Below are 15,558 nucleotides of genomic sequence, written 5' to 3'. Positions count from 1 at the left end.
AGCATAACCCCAGCCTCCGGCTCGGTATCAGCGGTTCTGACGAATCCCGACAATGATCCACGGCTGGCCGTCGCCGTCGATCCGCTCCAGTCCCCAGCTTTCATCAAACCACTGGCCGCTGTCTTCCACGCTGTCGCGATCCAGACCGTTGAAGCTCACGGTCACCAGGGTCCGACCATCCCGCTGTTCAACGCCGTCCAGGCGTACGCTGAGCTGCTCGACGAAGCCATTGGCGGTCGGTGGCTGTTCGGCCCGGGCTTGGATCAGCGCTTGCAGCAGTTCCGGGCTCATGTACTCGGCCATCCCGGCTACGTCATTGTCGCGCCAGTGCCGCTGCAGAGTGTAGAAGTGCTCTTCGGCGCCTTGCAAAAAACTCTGGGCATCGAACCAGGCCGGTGCGGCATGCAGTGTGCCAGGAGCAACGGTATCCGAACCGGTCGCCGGTCCAAAGGCGTTTGCTGGTTGGCGAAACATCGCGCCAGGGCTGGCTCCGGCGGCCTGTGGCTGCAACGCCGGCTGAGCGCGGCGGCTGAACAGTTTGAACAGCATGAAGGCGATCAGGCCGAGAATCAGAATGTCGAACAGCTGAATGCCGTTGAAGCCGTCACCAAACAGCATGGCGGCCAGCAAACCACCAGCGGCGATGCCGGCCAGTGGGCCGAGCCAGCGGCTGGCACCGCTGGCGGCGGGTGCGCCGGACTGCTGCCGGGGCGCGGCCTGTTGCTCGCGCGGCGCCTGTTGGCGCTGGGCCGGCTGGCTTTGATGGGCCGGCGCATTGCCGAAGCTCTTGCCGCCTCCCAGGCGACGGGCTTCGGCATCGGGAATGCTGACGCCAACCATCAGCAGTACGGTGAAAAAGGGCAGTAACCAGCGCATGTCATTATTCTCCAGAGTCAGGCGCGGCAAGTTTGCCAAACCGAAGTGGGCAATGACCAGAATTAGTGTGTATGGTTATTTCAGGCATCTCGGAAAAGCAGGAGAGCACCTCATGTTTGCAGCCATGCGATCGGAACGAATGGAAGCCCTGCACTTCTTCACCGATGCAGCGACTGGCCTGGAGGCCATCATTGCGATTCACAATACCCGCCTTGGCCCGGCGCTGGGGGGCTGTCGCTACCAGCCCTATGCCAGCCTGGACGAGGCCGTGGCTGACGCCATGCGGTTGGCTCGGGGTATGAGTTACAAGGCCGCACTGGCGGGGCTGGAGCAAGGTGGTGGCAAGTCGGTGATCATCCGCCCGCCGCATGTCGAGGATCGCGCCGCACTGTTCGAGGCCTTCGGTCGTTGCATCGAGTCCTTGCGCGGGGGCTATATCACCGCCGTCGACAGTGGCACCAGTCCGGCCGACATGGACTGCATTGCTCAGCAAACCCAGCATGTCACCAGCACCACCAGGGCCGGCGATCCTTCGCCGCAGACTGCGCTCGGGGTGTTGGCTGGCATTCGTGCCGCAGCCCGGGCCCGGCTTGGCCAGGATGACCTCAATGGTGTGCGCATTATGCTTCAGGGGCTGGGTAATGTCGGCCATGCGCTGGCTGAGCTACTGGTTGCCGAAGGGGTGGAGTTGCTGGTCGCCGATCTGGATGCTGGCAAGGTTCGCCTGGTGGTGGACGAACTGGGCGCCCAGCCGGTGGCGCTGGATGCAGTTTTTGAAGCCCCTTGCGATATTTTTACTCCCTGTGGTCTGGGTGGGGTGCTCAATGCCATGAGTATCGGCCAGTTGCGCTGTGCCGCTGTGGCCGGCGCTGCCAACAATCAGCTCGCCGATGCCGATGCCGCCGATCTGCTGGACGCCCGGGGTATCCTGTATACCCCGGATTATGTGATCAATGCCGGTGGACTGCTGTATGTGGCGCTCACCCACAAAGGCATGAGCAAGGGGGAAATCGCGCTGCGCATCCGCCAGATTGGCGATAGGCTCGACAGTATCTTTGCCCAGAGCCAGGCCGAGGGCCGCTCGCCGGCTGAGATTGCTGACCGGCAGGCGGAGGGAATTCTCTACGGTTGAGGGTCTGAACGCCTCACGGCTCAGCTGGCACTGTTGTCCAGGCCGAAGCGCTTGCGCAACTGTTTGTCGAGAATCGAGGTTGGTAGCCAGCGCTTCATCCGGACCATGCTGCGGCTGCTGGTGCCGATCAGCGCGACTTCCGGGCGCAGCGGATTCTTGATATAGCTCATCAGTTCTCGGGAGAAATCCAGCGCCGAGGTCGAGGTCGACTTCTGCGAAGCCTTGGCCCGTGCCTGCACGGCCTTCTCCCAGGGTTTGAACCAGGAGCTTTCGTCCATGGTGATGGCAGCAGTGGCGTTATTGCCGAAGTCCGAGGCGATCGCCCCTGGCTGCACGGTCAACACCTTGATACCGAACGGGTGCAGTTCCAGGCGCAGGGCGTCAGACAGCGCATGCAGCGCGGCCTTGGACGCACAGTAGACCCCAGAGAACGGGGTGGTGGTTACCCCTGAGACGCTGCCGATGTTAACGATCAGGCCCTTGGCCTCGCGCAGTAGGTCGGCAGTGGCCCGTACCAACTGGATCGGGGCGAAGACATTGGTATCGAACTGCTTGAGCAAGGTGTCGCGGTCGGCATCCAGAACCGGCCCCATGGCACCATAACCGGCATTGTTGATCAGCAGGTCCAGACGTCCGGCCTGCTGGCGCAGGCGTTCGGCGCAGGCGTTAATCTGGCTGGCGTCATTGACATCAAGTTCGACGGCAATCGCGCCGCGCTCGACCAGTGGCGCCAGAGTTTCCGGGCGGCGAGCGGTGGCCCAGACCTGATAGCCTTCATCGAGGCAGACATTGGCCAGGGCCTGGCCAATGCCGGTGGAGCAGCCGGTGATCAATGCAACGGGTTGGCTCATACGGTTTTCCTTATTGTTCTTGGTGTAATTTGTAGATTAACGTCGGAATTCGGCGCGGACTCGGTCAGCGCGGTACTCCAGATCGGGTGCGCGATAGCCGCTGCGCAGCCGCGGGACCGCATAGCAGCGCTGCCAGCTTTCCCCGGAGGCCAGCGGCTGGTCGATCTGGTAACTGGTCGCGGTCACTGCAACATCCAGTAGGTTGCTGCTGTAGCCCGGCTGAGTTGCCAGCAGTTGCCAACTGATTCTGCTGGCGGTGCGCTCGCCCCGGTTTTCGATGTGCACCTGTAGCGGACGGCCAAAATCGCAGGCCTCGGGCAGGTACTCAATGCGAATCTCCAGTTGCGCTGCGCTACGACCGTCGAACCACTGCTTGAGTCCGACTCCAGCCGCCAGCAGCAGAGCCAGGGCCACCAGTACGCCGCTGGCCGGGACCATGACACGGGGAAAACGGATCAGCAAAATCAGCCAGATCAGTAACAGGGCAATCCCCAGGATCATAGGTGTCCTCCCAACTCAGTTTTCCTCATCTCCAGACTCTACCAGAGCTTTAGCCTGAGGGCATTGGCGTGGCCGGCCAGCCGAATAATTCACAACTGTTATGCAGGCAGGCGTTGGCGAACTCTTCTGCTGATTCGCCGCGCAGTTCAGCCAACTGTCGGGCGATTTCGGGCAGCCACTGCGGGCTGTTGCGTTGATGGGCCTGAAAGCTGGGAGCCATGTCCGGGGCATCGGTCTCCAGTACCAGCGCCTCGCGCGGTAATTCGGCAACGACCCGGCGCAGCCGCTGGGCCTGGGGCCAGGTAGCGGCGCCGCCCAGGCCGAGCTTGAAGCCAAGCTTGATATATTCACGCGCTTCCTCGCGGCTGCCGGCAAAGGCGTGGATGATGCCGGCACGCTTGAGTCGCCAGCGCTTGAGAGTAGCGATGGTCGCGGCATGGGCCCGGCGCACATGCAGCAGTACCGGTAACTCGAACTCGGCGGCCAGTTGCAGTTGGGCTTCGAACAGCTCTTGCTGGCGCTCGCGGTCCAGCTCGCTGATGAAGTAGTCGAGCCCGATTTCACCGACGGCGCAACACTTGGGGTGCCCGCTCAGGCGCTCCAGCCAGGTACGCAGCTCCTTCAGATGCTCGGGGCGGTGCTGCTCCAGATAGATCGGATGCAGGCCGAAGGCGGCATATAGCTGCGGGTGCGCTTGCACCAGCGTCCACAAGCGCTCCCAGTTGTCGCGATAGACCCCCATCACCAGCAAGCGCCGCACCCCCAGGCGCCGGCTATCGGCCAGCACCTGCTCGCGATCCGGATCGAAGTCGGGGAAGTCCAGATGAGTGTGAGTGTCGATGTAGTTCATGGGGGTAGCTTCGCGCCTGTGGGTGGTGACTGCAAGATTTTGATGCCCATCAAGGTGAAGCTCATCAGGCTTGTTGATCATCGCAGTGCACCAGAACGGGTGCCGGACTGCCCGCACTGCGCGCTGGCGGAGCGCTCCGGCCCTTGAGTTCGATTAAGCCAGGAAGACTTCGGCTTGAAAAACATGACGTTATTGTTACTGGCACGGGCTTTGCTGCGGCAGCAGCGGCCAGCGGCGATGCTTCTGGCCAAACCAATATTTCTGGGCAAAGGCGTCCACACAACTGCTCCTTCGGGAAGCAATTGGGTGGACGCTTTTTTTTGTGCGCGTTTTTTGCCATCACCTGGGGGAGAAACCACGATGAGCATCCATTTTCAAACACCACGCAAAACCCTCTTGAGCCTGGCCGTGCTGCTGGCCGGTGCCAGTTCGGCAGCTCACGCTGACAGTCCGTCGCTGTGGGAGGCGCTGACCGAGGGCAAGGCCGGGCTGGATCTGCGCTATCGCTATGAGCGGGTCGATCAGGACAATTTTGATCGTAACGCCCATGCCTCGACTTTGCGTACCCGGCTCAACTACGCCACCGGCACCTGGCAGGGGCTGGGAGCCTTTGTCGAGTTCGATAATGTCAGTGTGCTGGGTGAGCAGCGCTACAACGATGCGAGCCTGCGTCCGAGCGCCAAGACCCAGTACCCGGTGGTTGCTGACCCCAAGGGCACCGAGGTTAATCAGGCCTTTCTCAGCTATGCCGGGCTGAGCGATACGCTGTTCAAGTATGGTCGCCAGCGGATTATCTATGACAATGCCCGGTTCATTGGCAATGTTGGCTGGCGCCAGAACGAGCAGACCTTCGATGCCTTTACCGTGGTCAACCGTTCGCTGCCCGACACCACGCTGTCCTACGCCTATCTCGACAAGGTGCACCGGATCTTCGGCAAGGACTCGCCGCGTGGTGAGATCGACATGAAGTCCCACCTGCTCAATGCTTCCTACAGCGGGTTTGGGCTGGGCACCCTGACCGCCTACGGTTATTTCCTGGAAGATCAGGATACGCCGGCCAGTTCCAGCGCTACCAAGGGCCTGCGTTTCTCCGGTGGCTACCAGCTCGCCGAGAGCAGCAAGCTGCTCTATACCCTGGAGTGGGCGCGTCAGGATGACTATCAGGACAGTCAGGGTGTCAATGCCCGCTACAAGTTTGCCGAGCTGGGGTTGCAGTATGCCGGGATCACTGGACGGGCCGGTTATGAGGTCCTGGGCGTCAAGGACAGTGCCTTCAGCACCCCGCTGGCCACTGCCCACGCCTTCAATGGCTGGGCGGACGTGTTCCTGGTCACACCGGCCAACGGCCTGCGCGACCGCCATGTGAAACTGGGCGGGTCAGTCTACGGCGTGGGGCTGATGGCCGCCTATCATGACTTCAAGTCCGATCGTGGCAGCATCGACTACGGCAGCGAGGTCAACCTGCAGGCGAGCAAGGCCATCGGCAAGGTTAATCTGACCGCCAAGTATGCGCGCTATTCGGCGGATGACTTCTTTGTCGATACCGAGAAGTTCTGGTTGATGGGGCAGGTGGCGTTCTAGGAACCGGGCTGACGCTGACCCCATGGGGTCAGCGTTGCCTGCGGCCTCAGTGATGCTCGCGGGTAGCACGGAAGCGGATGTCTGGCCAGCGCTCTTCGGTCAGACTCAGGTTGACCCGGGTCGGGGCCAGGTAGGTCAGGTGACCGCCGCCATCGACTGCCAGGTTCTCAACCGCCTTGTTGCGAAACTCCTCAAGTTTCTTCTTGTCGTCCGACTCGATCCAGCGTGCTGACCAGACGTTGATCGGCTCGTACAGACACTCGACCTTGTACTCTTCCTTCAGCCGGCTGGCGACCACATCGAACTGCAGAACCCCGACCGCGCCGAGAATGATGTCGTTGTTGCGCTCGGGGAAGAACACCTGGGTCGCACCTTCCTCGGCCAGTTCCTGCAGCCCCTGACGCAACTGCTTGGATTTCAGCGGGTCTTTCAGCCGTACCCGGCGGAACAGCTCCGGGGCGAAGTGCGGGATGCCGGTGAAACCGAGCTTTTCACCCTCGGTGAAGGTGTCGCCGATCTGGATGGTGCCGTGGTTGTGCAGGCCGATGATATCGCCGGCCCAGGCCTCTTCAAGATGCTCGCGCTCGGCCGCGAAGAAGGTCAGGGCGTCGGCAATCCGGACATCCTTACCGGTGCGTACCTGGTGCAGCTTCATGCCCTTTTCGTAGTGGCCGGAACAGATGCGCATGAAGGCAATCCGGTCGCGGTGCTTGGGATCCATGTTGGCCTGGATCTTGAAGATAAAGCCGGTGAACGGGGCCTCGGTGGCTTCCACCTGGCGCTCGTTGGCCGGCCGCGGCAGCGGCGCCGGCGCCCAGTCGACAACCGCGTCCAGCACCTGATCGACACCGAAGTTGCCCAGTGCGGTACCGAAGAATACCGGGGTCATCTCGCCCTTGAGAAAGGCCTCGGGCTCGAAACTGTGGCAGGCGCCCTGCACCAGCTCCAGTTCTTCAACGAAGTTGTCGTAGTCATCGCCCAGATAGTCGCGAGCCTCGGCCGAGTCCAACCCCTGAATCCGCTGCTGCTCGGTACGCTCATGGCCGTGGCCAGGCTGGTAGACGATGATGTAGTCGCCCTGCAGGTGATAGACACCCTTGAAATCCCTGTAGCAGCCGATTGGCCAGGTGATCGGTGCGGCCTTGATGTTGAGTACCGCCTCGATCTCGTCGAGCAGTTCGATAGGGTCGCGGATATCGCGGTCGAGCTTGTTGACGAAGCTGACGATCGGGGTGTCGCGCAGTCGGCAGACTTCCATCAGGGCGATGGTCCGTGGCTCGACCCCTTTACCGCCGTCGAGCACCATCAACGCCGAGTCGACCGCAGTCAGGGTACGGTAGGTGTCTTCCGAAAAGTCCTCGTGACCGGGGGTGTCGAGCAGGTTGATCATGCACTCGCGGTAGGGGAACTGCATCACCGAGGTGCTGACCGATATACCGCGCTGCTTCTCCATCGCCATCCAGTCGGAAGTGGCATGGCGGTCGGATTTGCGCGCCTTGACCGTACCGGCGACGTTGATCGCCTGGCCCATCAGCAGCAGCCGTTCGGTGATGGTGGTTTTACCCGCATCCGGGTGCGAGATGATGGCGAAGGTACGGCGCTTGGCGACTTCTTTGGCGATGGCGTTGGACATGTGCTGTTCGGTTCGTGCTGAGGCAGGGAGCCACGGCACATCAGCGCCAGCCGGCTCCAGGCGGAGGTAAAGGACAATCGGCGCGTATTGTGGCCGATTGTCGTGGTCAAGACAAAGGGTATCGCTGCCCGCCGGTCAATTGCCCGTCTCAGCGAACACCTGCTCCAGGCGTTGCAGGTGGCGCTGTTTGCTTGGCTCATCGAGCCAGGCGCCCTCGAAGGCGTTGCGTGCGAGCTGGTACAGCTGTTCGCGGGTCAGCGACAGGTGTTCGATCAGGGCCCGGTAGTTGTCGCCGATGTAACCGCCGAAGTAGGCAGGGTCGTCGGAGTTGACCGTGGCCTTCAGGCCCAGATCGAGCATGCGCAGGATCGGGTGCTGGCGCAGGTCGTCGACCACACACAGCTTGAGATTGGAGAGCGGGCAGACGGTCAGGGTCAGGCCATCGGCGGCCAGCCGGCGTACCAGCGCGTCATCTTCCAGTGCTCGGTTGCCGTGGTCGATGCGATCAACCTTGAGCAGGTCCAGCGCCTCCCAGACATACTCGGGCGGGCCTTCTTCACCGGCGTGCACGGTGATCTTGTAACCCAGTTGCTGGCAGCGGGCGAACACCCGGGCGAATTTGCTCGGCGGATGCCCGCGTTCGGAGGAGTCGAGGCCAAAGCCGTCGATCTGCTCAGCGAACGGCTGGGCCAGTTCCAGAGTTTCGAGGGCGCTGTCTTCGCTCAGATGACGCAGGAACGACAGGATCAACCGGAAGCTGATGCCCAGTTCGCGCTTGCCCTGTTCCAGGGCCCGACGGATGCCACCAATCTGCACGTCCAGACCGACGCCACGCTCCAGGTGCGCCTGCGGGTCGAAGAAAATCTCCACGTGCACCACGTTGTCTTGTTGCACGCGGGTCAAATAGGCCCAGGTCAGGTCGAAGAAATCCTGCTCGGTCAGCAGTACCGACATGCCAGCGTAATAGACATCGAGAAAGTCCTGCAGATTGCTGAACGCATAGGCTGCGCGCAGGCTGTCGATATCGGCATAGGCCAGTTTGACCTGGTTGCGCTCGGCCAGTTGGAACACCAGTTCAGGCTCCAGACTGCCCTCGATATGCAGGTGCAGTTCGGCCTTGGGCATGCGTTCGGCCAGTGACAGGAGAGAGTGGGGCATGGGTATTCCTTGGACTGCGCGGTTGATCAGGCGATCCATGATACCACCTTGGCCGGCCTGATCAGACCTTGCACAAGCACAGTGCGTCAGAACGTTGATGCGCACCGCCAGCAGGCATGGGTGCCCTTGGCGCCGGTTCCAAAGACTGTTTTTATCTATGAATTTCAGTGAGTTGATAAAAGTTGGTACAGCCATTGCTTTATTCGGGACAGGGGCAAGGCATGCAGATGAGGCGGCCGGCCTGACAATTTGATCTCAGGGCAAAGGCGTCCACCGACACGACCGTGAACAGGGTTGTGAACGTGGACGCCTTTTTTTGTGCCTGCATCGAGGAGTCCGGCCTGCGTCCTGATCGGCGAACCAACACTTTATCGAGGAGCTATTCCATGTCACATGCAGGTAATCGGGCACACCCGGGGTTAGCGACCATTGGCCGGCGACTGGCGACAGCGCTGCTGGGGGTTGGACTGTTGAGCAGCGCACTGGCTCAGGCTGCCGGGCCGCTGGAGAAAGAAGATCTGAAGTTCGGCTTTATCAAACTGACCGATATGGCACCGCTGGCGATTGCCTACGAGCGCGGTTATTTCGAGGATGAAGGGCTGTTCGTCACCCTTGAGGCCCAGGCCAACTGGAAGGTGTTGCTCGACCGGGTGATCGATGGCGAACTGGACGGTGCGCACATGCTGGCCGGCCAGCCGATTGGAGCAACCATTGGGTTTGGTACCGAGGCCCATGTGGTTACCGCCTTTTCCATGGATCTCAACGGTAATGCGATCACTGTTTCCAACGAAGTCTGGGAGGCGATGAAACCGCATATTCCGCACGAGAACGGCAAGCCGGTACATCCGATCAAGGCTGACTACCTCAAGCCGGTAGTCGAGGGTTTCCGCGATCGCGGGCAGCGCTTCCAGATGGGCATGGTGTTCCCGGTCTCGACCCACAACTACGAGCTGCGTTATTGGCTGGCTGCTGGCGGTATTCATCCCGGCTATTACGCCCCGCACAAAGGTGATACTTCCGGCCAGCTGGATGCCGAGGTGCTGCTCTCGGTTACCCCGCCGCCGCAGATGCCGGCCACGCTTCAGGCCGGCACTATTCATGGCTACTGCGTTGGTGAGCCGTGGAACCAGCAAGCGGTGTTCATGGGCATCGGGGTGCCGGTGATCACCAACTACGAGATCTGGCGCAACAACCCGGAGAAGGTGTTCGGGGTCAGCAACAGCTGGGCCGAACAGCATCCCAACACCCACATTGCCGTGGTCAAGGCGCTGATCCGGGCCGCCCACTGGTTGGATGCCGACAATAACGCCAACCGCGCCGAGGCGGTGAAGATCCTGGCCCAGCCGCACTATGTCGGCGCGGACGAGGCGGTAATCGCCAACTCGATGACCGGCACCTTCGAATACGAGAAGGGTGATAAGCGCGAGGTGCCGGACTTCAACGTGTTCTTCCGTCACCACGCGACCTATCCCTATTACTCCGATGCCATCTGGTTCCTGACCCAGATGCGCCGTTGGGGCCAGATCCCCGAGCACAAGCCTGACAGCTGGTATCTGGACATGGCCAAGAAAGTCTATCGCCCGGAAGTCTACCGCCAGGCCGCCGAGGCGTTGATCGCCGAAGGCAAGCTGCCGGCCTCGGTGTTCCCCGACTTCGCCACGGAAGACGGCATGCGGGCGCCGCAGAGCGAGTTTATCGACGGTGTGGTGTTCGATGGCCGAACCCCCAACGACTACCTCAACAGCCTGACGATCGGACTCAAGGGCGAGCAGAAACTCTGAAACGCCTTGGCCCCGCGGCTGCGGGGCCGGGCTGAGGTGCATGAACATGACCAATCGACTGATTCACTACCTTGAAATGACCGGCTTCACCTGGATGGTGCCGGTGGTGCGCCTGGTGCGCGGCGAGAACCTGCGCGAACAGCTCGGTGAGCTGTTCAACCGGGTCGGTCTGCCGCTGCTGGCGATCGCAATCTTCCTGCTGCTGTGGTCGGCGCTGGCGGCCCAGGTCAAGACCAGCCTGGGCGACTTGCCTGGCCCCGTTCAGGTCTGGGAGCAGGCCGGCAACCTGTATGCCGAGCATCAGGCCGAGCGCGGGCGTGAGCGGGCCTTTCTCGAGCGTCAGGTCGAACGCAACGCCCGGCTACTGGAAGCCGACCCCAACGCTGAAGTGCGCTGGCGCAGCTACACCGGCAAGCCGACCTTTGTCGATCAGATTTTCACCAGTCTGAAGACCGTCTTCGCCGGTTTCGTCCTGGCCAGTCTGGTGGCGATCCCGATTGGCGTAGCCTGTGGTCTGAGTCCGCGTTTGTATGGGGCGATCAGCCCGCTGGTACAGGTGCTTAAACCAGTGTCGCCATTGGCCTGGCTGCCGATTGTGACCATGGTGGTCAGCGCCGTGTATGTCTCTGACGACCCCTGGTTCCAGCGCGCGTTCGTCACCTCGGCGATCACCGTGATGCTCTGCTCGCTATGGCCGACGCTGATTAACACGGCGGTGGCGGTGGCTTCTATCGATCGCGATTGGATCAATGTCGGCCGGGTGATCCGCCTGCCGTTGGTCACCCGGATTTTCAAGATCGCCATTCCCGCGGCCCTGCCGATGATGTTCACCGGTCTGCGGATTTCGCTGGGGATCGGCTGGATGGTCCTGATCGCCGCCGAAATGCTGGCGCAGAACCCAGGCCTGGGCAAGTTCATCTGGGACGAGTTCCAGAACGGCAGCTCCAACTCGCTGGGGCGGATCATGGTGGCGGTGCTGGCGATTGGCATCATCGGCTTTCTGCTCGACTGGCTGATGGTCACTCTGCAGAAATGCCTGTCCCACGACAAAACCGCGGCCCAATGAGTAGCGAATGAGTACAGGAGAGCACAACATGTCAGTCCTTCACGCTATCAAGGATCTTGTCAGCGAGCCGCAGCAGGCGGCCCAGACCGAGCCAGCGACAATCCGCTCCTTCCTTGACCTGAGCGGAGTATCCATCGACTTCCCGGTACGCGGCGGCAGCTTCCGCGCGCTGGACCGGGTCAACCTGAAAATCGCCAAGGGCGAGTACGTATCGATCATCGGCCACTCCGGCTGCGGCAAATCGACCGTACTGAACATCGTCGCCGGCCTGCTGCAGGCTACCGAGGGTGGCGCCATTCTGGAAGGGCGGGAAGTGACCCAGCCGGGGCCGGACCGGGCGGTGGTGTTCCAGAACCACGCTTTGTTGCCCTGGCTGACCTGCTACCAGAATGTCGAGCTGGCGGTGAAGGCGATCTTCAAGGGACGCAAGAGCCGCAAGGAAATGCGCGAATGGATCGAGCACAACCTTAAGCTGGTGCACATGGACCATGCGATGCACAAATACCCGGCGGAAATCTCCGGGGGCATGAAGCAGCGGGTCGGGATTGCCCGGGCGTTGGCGATGGAGCCTACAGTGCTGCTGATGGATGAGCCGTTCGGCGCGCTCGACGCGCTGACCCGTGCTCATCTGCAGGACTCGGTGATGGCGATCCAGGCTGAGCTGAACAACACCGTGCTGATGGTGACCCACGACGTCGACGAAGCTGTGCTGTTGTCGGACAAGATCGTGATGATGACCAATGGCCCGGCGGCCAAGGTCGGTGAGGTCTTGAGTATCGACCTGGAGCGCCCGCGTGATCGTCTGGCGCTGGCCAGCGATGCCCGCTACAACCAGTACCGCTCCGAAGTGCTGCGCTTTCTCTACGAGCGTCAGCGCCGGCCAGATGAACATTGAGGGTAACAGGTCGAGTGCCCGTGCCCTGCTGCGGCCGGGCTGGGCCTTCGGTCTTAGTCGCGGAACTGGGCCTTGTCCAGACCGTGGCGCTTCATCTTCTCGTACAGGGTCTTGCGGGCGATACCCAGGCGCAGCATGGTGGCCTTGAGGCTGCCCTGGCAGGCCTGCAGGGTGGTGATCAGCAGTGAGCGCTCGTAGCCGTCCATCAGCTCGGCCAGACTCTGGCCGGCCGGCAGTTCATCGCTGAAGCTGGCGTCGCCCGGCTCCAGCGCCAGTGGTCCCATCAGTACGTAGCGCTCGGCCAGATTGCGCAGCTCGCGGACGTTGCCGGGCCAGTCGTGCTGCATCAGCCGGGCAGCCTGGGCCGTATCCAGTGGCACGCTGTCGCGGTCGTAGCGGGCAGCGGCGATCAGGGCGAAGTGGTGAAACAGCAGTGGGATATCTTCCTTGCGTGCGCGCAGCGGCGGAATGTCGATTTGTACCACGTTGAGCCGGTAGTAAAGGTCGGCCCGAAATTCGCCGGCATCACTGAGTTGCTTGAGATCGCTCTTGGTGGCGGCGATTACCCGCACATCGACCGTTTGCAACTGGTTGCTGCCCAGGCGTTCGACCTTGCGTTCCTCCAACACCCGCAACAGCTTGACCTGCAACGCCAGCGGCATGCTTTCCAGCTCGTCGAGAAACAGGGTGCCCTGGTGGGCGTGTTCGAACTTGCCGATGCGTTTGCCTTCGGCGCCGGTAAAGGCGCCAGCCTCATGGCCGAACAGTTCGCTCTCGATCAGGTTCTCCGGAATTGCACCGCAGTTGATGGCGACGAAGTTGTGTTCGCGACGTGGACTGTTCTCGTGGATATAGCGAGCCAGGGCATCCTTGCCGGAGCCGGTTTCGCCGCGCAGGAGAATGTCGGCGTTGGTATCGAGCAGCGGATCGATCATTGCCAGCACCCGGCGCATGGCGGGTGAGTCGCCGCGCAGGCGCGGGCCAGGCATTGCCAGGCTGCGCAGTTGCTGCTTGAGCTGGCGGTTCTCAAGCGCCAGTTGGCGCTTTTCCAGCGCGCGTTTGAGGATTTCCAGCAGGCCGTCCTGGTGGAACGGCTTCTCGATGAAGTCGTAAGCGCCTTCGCGCATGGCCGCCACCGCTGTGCTGATGTCGCCCTGGCCGGTGAGGATTATCAGCGGAATGCTGTCGTCGATCCGTTTCAGCGCCTGCAGCACCGCCAGACCATCCATGCCGGGCATGTGATAGTCACACAGCACTACACCGGGAAAGTTGGCATCCAGGTGTGTCAGCGCCGCAGCGCCGTCGGCAAAACACTCGACCGGCAGTTCCTCCAGGGCCAGGGTCTGGGCCATGACCTGGCGAATGGCGGCATCGTCGTCGATGAAAATGACCCGGGTTTCACTCATGCTGGGTTCTCGTTGGCCTGGCGTCGGCGCAGGGACATGATGAATTCGGCACCACCATCGGCGCGGTTCTGGCCAATCAGACTACCACCGAGCGCCTCGGAGATCTGCCGCGAGATTGACAGTCCCAACCCCAGCCCCTGTTTCAGCGGCTTGGTGGTGAAGAACGGCTCGAACACCTGCTCGCTATTGGCCGGCAGGCCCGGGCCGTTGTCGCGTACCCGGCATTCGACCTGGTCATCATACAGGTGCAGATCGATGTCGATGCGTGGTTGGGCACTGCCATCCACTGCCTGCACGGCGTTGCTCAGCAGATTGACCATGACCTGTTCGATGCGGATCAGGTCACCGTGTACCATCACCGGTTGTTCTGGGCGCTGCCAGTGAATCTCGGGCGTCGCACCGTCATTGCGGCTGAACAGCAACTTCAGTGCAGCGTCGATTGGTAGGCGCAGGTCGACCTGACTCGGCAGCCCTTCTGACTTGCGGGCGAACACCTTGAACTGGCGAATCAGCTCGGCCATTTTCTCGCACAGGGCAAGGATTTCGCCCAGGTTGGCTTCGACCATCGCCGTATCGCCACGTTGCAGGAACCGCCGGCTGTTGCTGGCGTAGCCTTGCAGGGCGGTCAGCGGCTGATTGAGTTCGTGATTGAGGCCCGCCGACATCTGCCCCAATACCGCCAGCTTGGCGGCCTGGATCAGCTCCTGCTGGGTGGCCTTGAGCTCGTGTTCAGCACGCTGGCGTTCGGCAATTTCAGCGCGCAACTGCTGGTTGCTGGTCTTGAGATCAGCGGTTCGCTCGGCAACCCGTTGCTCCAGCTGCACGCCACGTTCGGCCAGTTCGGCTTCACGCCGGTAGCGCTCGCGCAGGTACAGGCCGATGCTCAGCACGCCGGTCAGCAGCACCAGCGCACCTAGCACAAAGCGCAGCCGCACCCAGCGTACCGGTGTTGTCTCAACCAGTACATTCAGGCTCCAGCCCTGCTCGGCCACCTCATGACGTACCCGCAGATACTCGCGCCAGCTGCCGTTTTCGTCGATTTGCAGTCGCTCACTCAGCGCTGTGCTGCCCAGCGGCTGACCAAGCCGGCGCAGTGGCAGCACTGGCAGTGGTTGGTCAGCGTAACGGCGCTCACTGGCCAGTCGCTCGCGTTGGGCCTTGGTCAGTGGCTCGAAGGCCTGATACAGCCATTCGGGGCGGCTGGCCAGAAAGCTGATGCCGTAGTTGTCGAGTACCAGCATCTCTGTGGCCGGGCTGGCCGAAGGGCGGCGCCACTGGGCTTCCAGTTCATCGACCTGGACTTTCATGGCGATCACCCCGATCGCCTGCTGGTCCGCCAGGATCGGATAGGCGAAATACAACCCGCGCACGGCCGAGGTGGTGCCCAAGGCAAAATAGAACTGGCCCTGGTGCTGGGCCAGGGCGTCGATGAAATAGGGCCGGTAACTGAGATCCTGGGCAATGAAACTGTCTTGCTGCTGGTAATTGCTGGCGGCGATCACCAGACCTTGCGGGTCGAGCAGATACACATCGGAACTGGCGACGATGGTCGCCATCAGTTGCATGATCAGGTTGGCCTCGAGGATCAGCGGCGCATCGTCTGGACGACGCAGGGTTTCAGCCAGCAGTGGATGCTGAGCCGCCAGAGCGACGATCGGTTCATAGCGTTTGATCTCGTTGCCGAGCAACTGACCGTAGCGGAAGGCATCCTCGCGGCTTTCCCGTTCCAGTTGCCGGTAGCCGAACAGCCCGCCGAGCTGCCAGGCCAGCAGGCTGCTTAGCAGGATGCTCAGGGGTAGCCAGATGCGGTAGTTCATGGTTGTGTTGC

General features: G+C 61.8%; 13 protein-coding genes. 5 read left to right on the top strand and 8 right to left on the bottom strand.

Features of this window, described 5'->3' with window-relative positions; translation table 11 throughout:
- Window positions 1-27 precede the first annotated feature (27 nt).
- Window positions 28-876, bottom strand: a complete 849-nt coding sequence (locus C2846_RS03670) for a TIM44-like domain-containing protein (protein ID WP_119700715.1) — start codon at window positions 874-876, stop codon at window positions 28-30.
- Between the two features lie 112 nt (window positions 877-988).
- Between C2846_RS03670 and C2846_RS03665 the strand changes: the two genes are divergently transcribed.
- On the top strand, window positions 989-2,008 hold the full coding sequence (locus tag C2846_RS03665; protein ID WP_119700714.1) for a Leu/Phe/Val dehydrogenase: 1,020 nt from the start codon (window positions 989-991) through the stop codon (window positions 2,006-2,008).
- A gap of 20 nt (window positions 2,009-2,028) precedes the next feature.
- Here C2846_RS03665 and C2846_RS03660 read toward each other — a convergent pair whose 3' ends face one another.
- The 3 genes from C2846_RS03660 to C2846_RS03650 are packed head-to-tail and all read right to left on the bottom strand — an operon-like array spanning window position 2,029 to window position 4,210.
- Window positions 2,029-2,859 (bottom strand): SDR family oxidoreductase, encoded by an 831-nt coding sequence (locus C2846_RS03660; protein WP_119700713.1) that lies wholly within the window; start codon window positions 2,857-2,859, stop codon window positions 2,029-2,031.
- Window positions 2,860-2,895: 36 nt separating this feature from the next.
- The gene (locus tag C2846_RS03655; protein WP_080049508.1) at window positions 2,896-3,360 is read right to left on the bottom strand and encodes a hypothetical protein; all 465 of its coding nucleotides are present in this window, start codon (window positions 3,358-3,360) and stop codon (window positions 2,896-2,898) included.
- A gap of 49 nt (window positions 3,361-3,409) precedes the next feature.
- Complete coding sequence (locus C2846_RS03650; protein WP_119700844.1) at window positions 3,410-4,210, bottom strand: TatD family hydrolase; 801 nt, start codon at window positions 4,208-4,210, stop codon at window positions 3,410-3,412.
- Window positions 4,211-4,570: 360 nt separating this feature from the next.
- Between C2846_RS03650 and C2846_RS03645 the strand changes: the two genes are divergently transcribed.
- Window positions 4,571-5,791, top strand: a complete 1,221-nt coding sequence (locus C2846_RS03645) for an alginate export family protein (protein WP_119700712.1) — start codon at window positions 4,571-4,573, stop codon at window positions 5,789-5,791.
- Window positions 5,792-5,837: 46 nt separating this feature from the next.
- Here the strand turns inward: C2846_RS03645 and C2846_RS03640 are convergent, their stop codons facing one another.
- On the bottom strand, window positions 5,838-7,424 hold the full coding sequence (locus C2846_RS03640; protein ID WP_080049510.1) for a peptide chain release factor 3: 1,587 nt from the start codon (window positions 7,422-7,424) through the stop codon (window positions 5,838-5,840).
- 135 nt (window positions 7,425-7,559) lie between these two features.
- Entirely contained in the window at window positions 7,560-8,582 is a 1,023-nt protein-coding gene (locus C2846_RS03635) for an adenosine deaminase (protein ID WP_119700711.1), read from the bottom strand.
- A 386-nt stretch (window positions 8,583-8,968) separates the two neighbouring features.
- On the opposite strand from C2846_RS03635, the gene C2846_RS03630 reads away from it, so the two are divergent.
- The 3 genes from C2846_RS03630 (at window position 8,969) to C2846_RS03620 (ending at window position 12,324) form a co-directional block, all read left to right on the top strand.
- A complete protein-coding gene (locus C2846_RS03630; protein ID WP_080049512.1) occupies window positions 8,969-10,363 on the top strand; it encodes a CmpA/NrtA family ABC transporter substrate-binding protein in 1,395 nt (464 codons plus the stop codon).
- Window positions 10,364-10,409: 46 nt separating this feature from the next.
- Window positions 10,410-11,429: an ABC transporter permease gene (locus C2846_RS03625; protein WP_119700710.1), complete on the top strand. Its 1,020-nt coding sequence runs from the start codon at window positions 10,410-10,412 to the stop codon at window positions 11,427-11,429.
- A gap of 100 nt (window positions 11,430-11,529) precedes the next feature.
- Complete coding sequence (locus tag C2846_RS03620; protein ID WP_231705600.1) at window positions 11,530-12,324, top strand: ABC transporter ATP-binding protein; 795 nt, start codon at window positions 11,530-11,532, stop codon at window positions 12,322-12,324.
- A gap of 53 nt (window positions 12,325-12,377) precedes the next feature.
- On the opposite strand, the gene C2846_RS03615 is transcribed toward C2846_RS03620, so the two are convergent.
- Window positions 12,378-13,730, bottom strand: a complete 1,353-nt coding sequence (locus C2846_RS03615; protein ID WP_119700709.1) for a sigma-54-dependent transcriptional regulator — start codon at window positions 13,728-13,730, stop codon at window positions 12,378-12,380.
- Entirely contained in the window at window positions 13,727-15,547 is a 1,821-nt protein-coding gene (locus C2846_RS03610) for a sensor histidine kinase (protein ID WP_119700708.1), read from the bottom strand. The genes C2846_RS03615 and C2846_RS03610 overlap by 4 nt, the downstream gene beginning before the upstream one ends.
- Window positions 15,548-15,558: the final 11 nt, after the last annotated feature.

The sequence above is a fragment of the Pseudomonas jilinensis genome (assembly GCF_003586265.1).
Taxonomy (GTDB): domain Bacteria; phylum Pseudomonadota; class Gammaproteobacteria; order Pseudomonadales; family Pseudomonadaceae; genus Halopseudomonas; species Halopseudomonas phragmitis.
The sequence above is the reverse complement of the archived record's forward strand: the minus strand, read 5'-3'. Positions and strand labels throughout refer to the sequence as shown.

Excerpts from the sequence above, each read along its gene's own strand:
- C2846_RS03670 (WP_119700715.1), bottom strand. The coding sequence starts at position 876 with ATGCGCTGGTTACTGCCCTTTTTCACCGTACTGCTGATGGTTGGCGTC.
- C2846_RS03665 (WP_119700714.1), top strand. The coding sequence starts at position 989 with ATGTTTGCAGCCATGCGATCGGAACGAATGGAAGCCCTGCACTTCTTC.
- C2846_RS03630 (WP_080049512.1), top strand. The coding sequence starts at position 8,969 with ATGTCACATGCAGGTAATCGGGCACACCCGGGGTTAGCGACCATTGGC.
- C2846_RS03625 (WP_119700710.1), top strand. The coding sequence starts at position 10,410 with ATGACCAATCGACTGATTCACTACCTTGAAATGACCGGCTTCACCTGG.
- C2846_RS03635 (WP_119700711.1), bottom strand. The coding sequence starts at position 8,582 with ATGCCCCACTCTCTCCTGTCACTGGCCGAACGCATGCCCAAGGCCGAA.
- C2846_RS03615 (WP_119700709.1), bottom strand. The coding sequence starts at position 13,730 with ATGAGTGAAACCCGGGTCATTTTCATCGACGACGATGCCGCCATTCGC.
- C2846_RS03650 (WP_119700844.1), bottom strand. The coding sequence starts at position 4,210 with ATGAACTACATCGACACTCACACTCATCTGGACTTCCCCGACTTCGAT.
- C2846_RS03660 (WP_119700713.1), bottom strand. The coding sequence starts at position 2,859 with ATGAGCCAACCCGTTGCATTGATCACCGGCTGCTCCACCGGCATTGGC.
- C2846_RS03640 (WP_080049510.1), bottom strand. The coding sequence starts at position 7,424 with ATGTCCAACGCCATCGCCAAAGAAGTCGCCAAGCGCCGTACCTTCGCC.
- C2846_RS03655 (WP_080049508.1), bottom strand. The coding sequence starts at position 3,360 with ATGATCCTGGGGATTGCCCTGTTACTGATCTGGCTGATTTTGCTGATC.
- C2846_RS03610 (WP_119700708.1), bottom strand. The coding sequence starts at position 15,547 with ATGAACTACCGCATCTGGCTACCCCTGAGCATCCTGCTAAGCAGCCTG.
- C2846_RS03645 (WP_119700712.1), top strand. The coding sequence starts at position 4,571 with ATGAGCATCCATTTTCAAACACCACGCAAAACCCTCTTGAGCCTGGCC.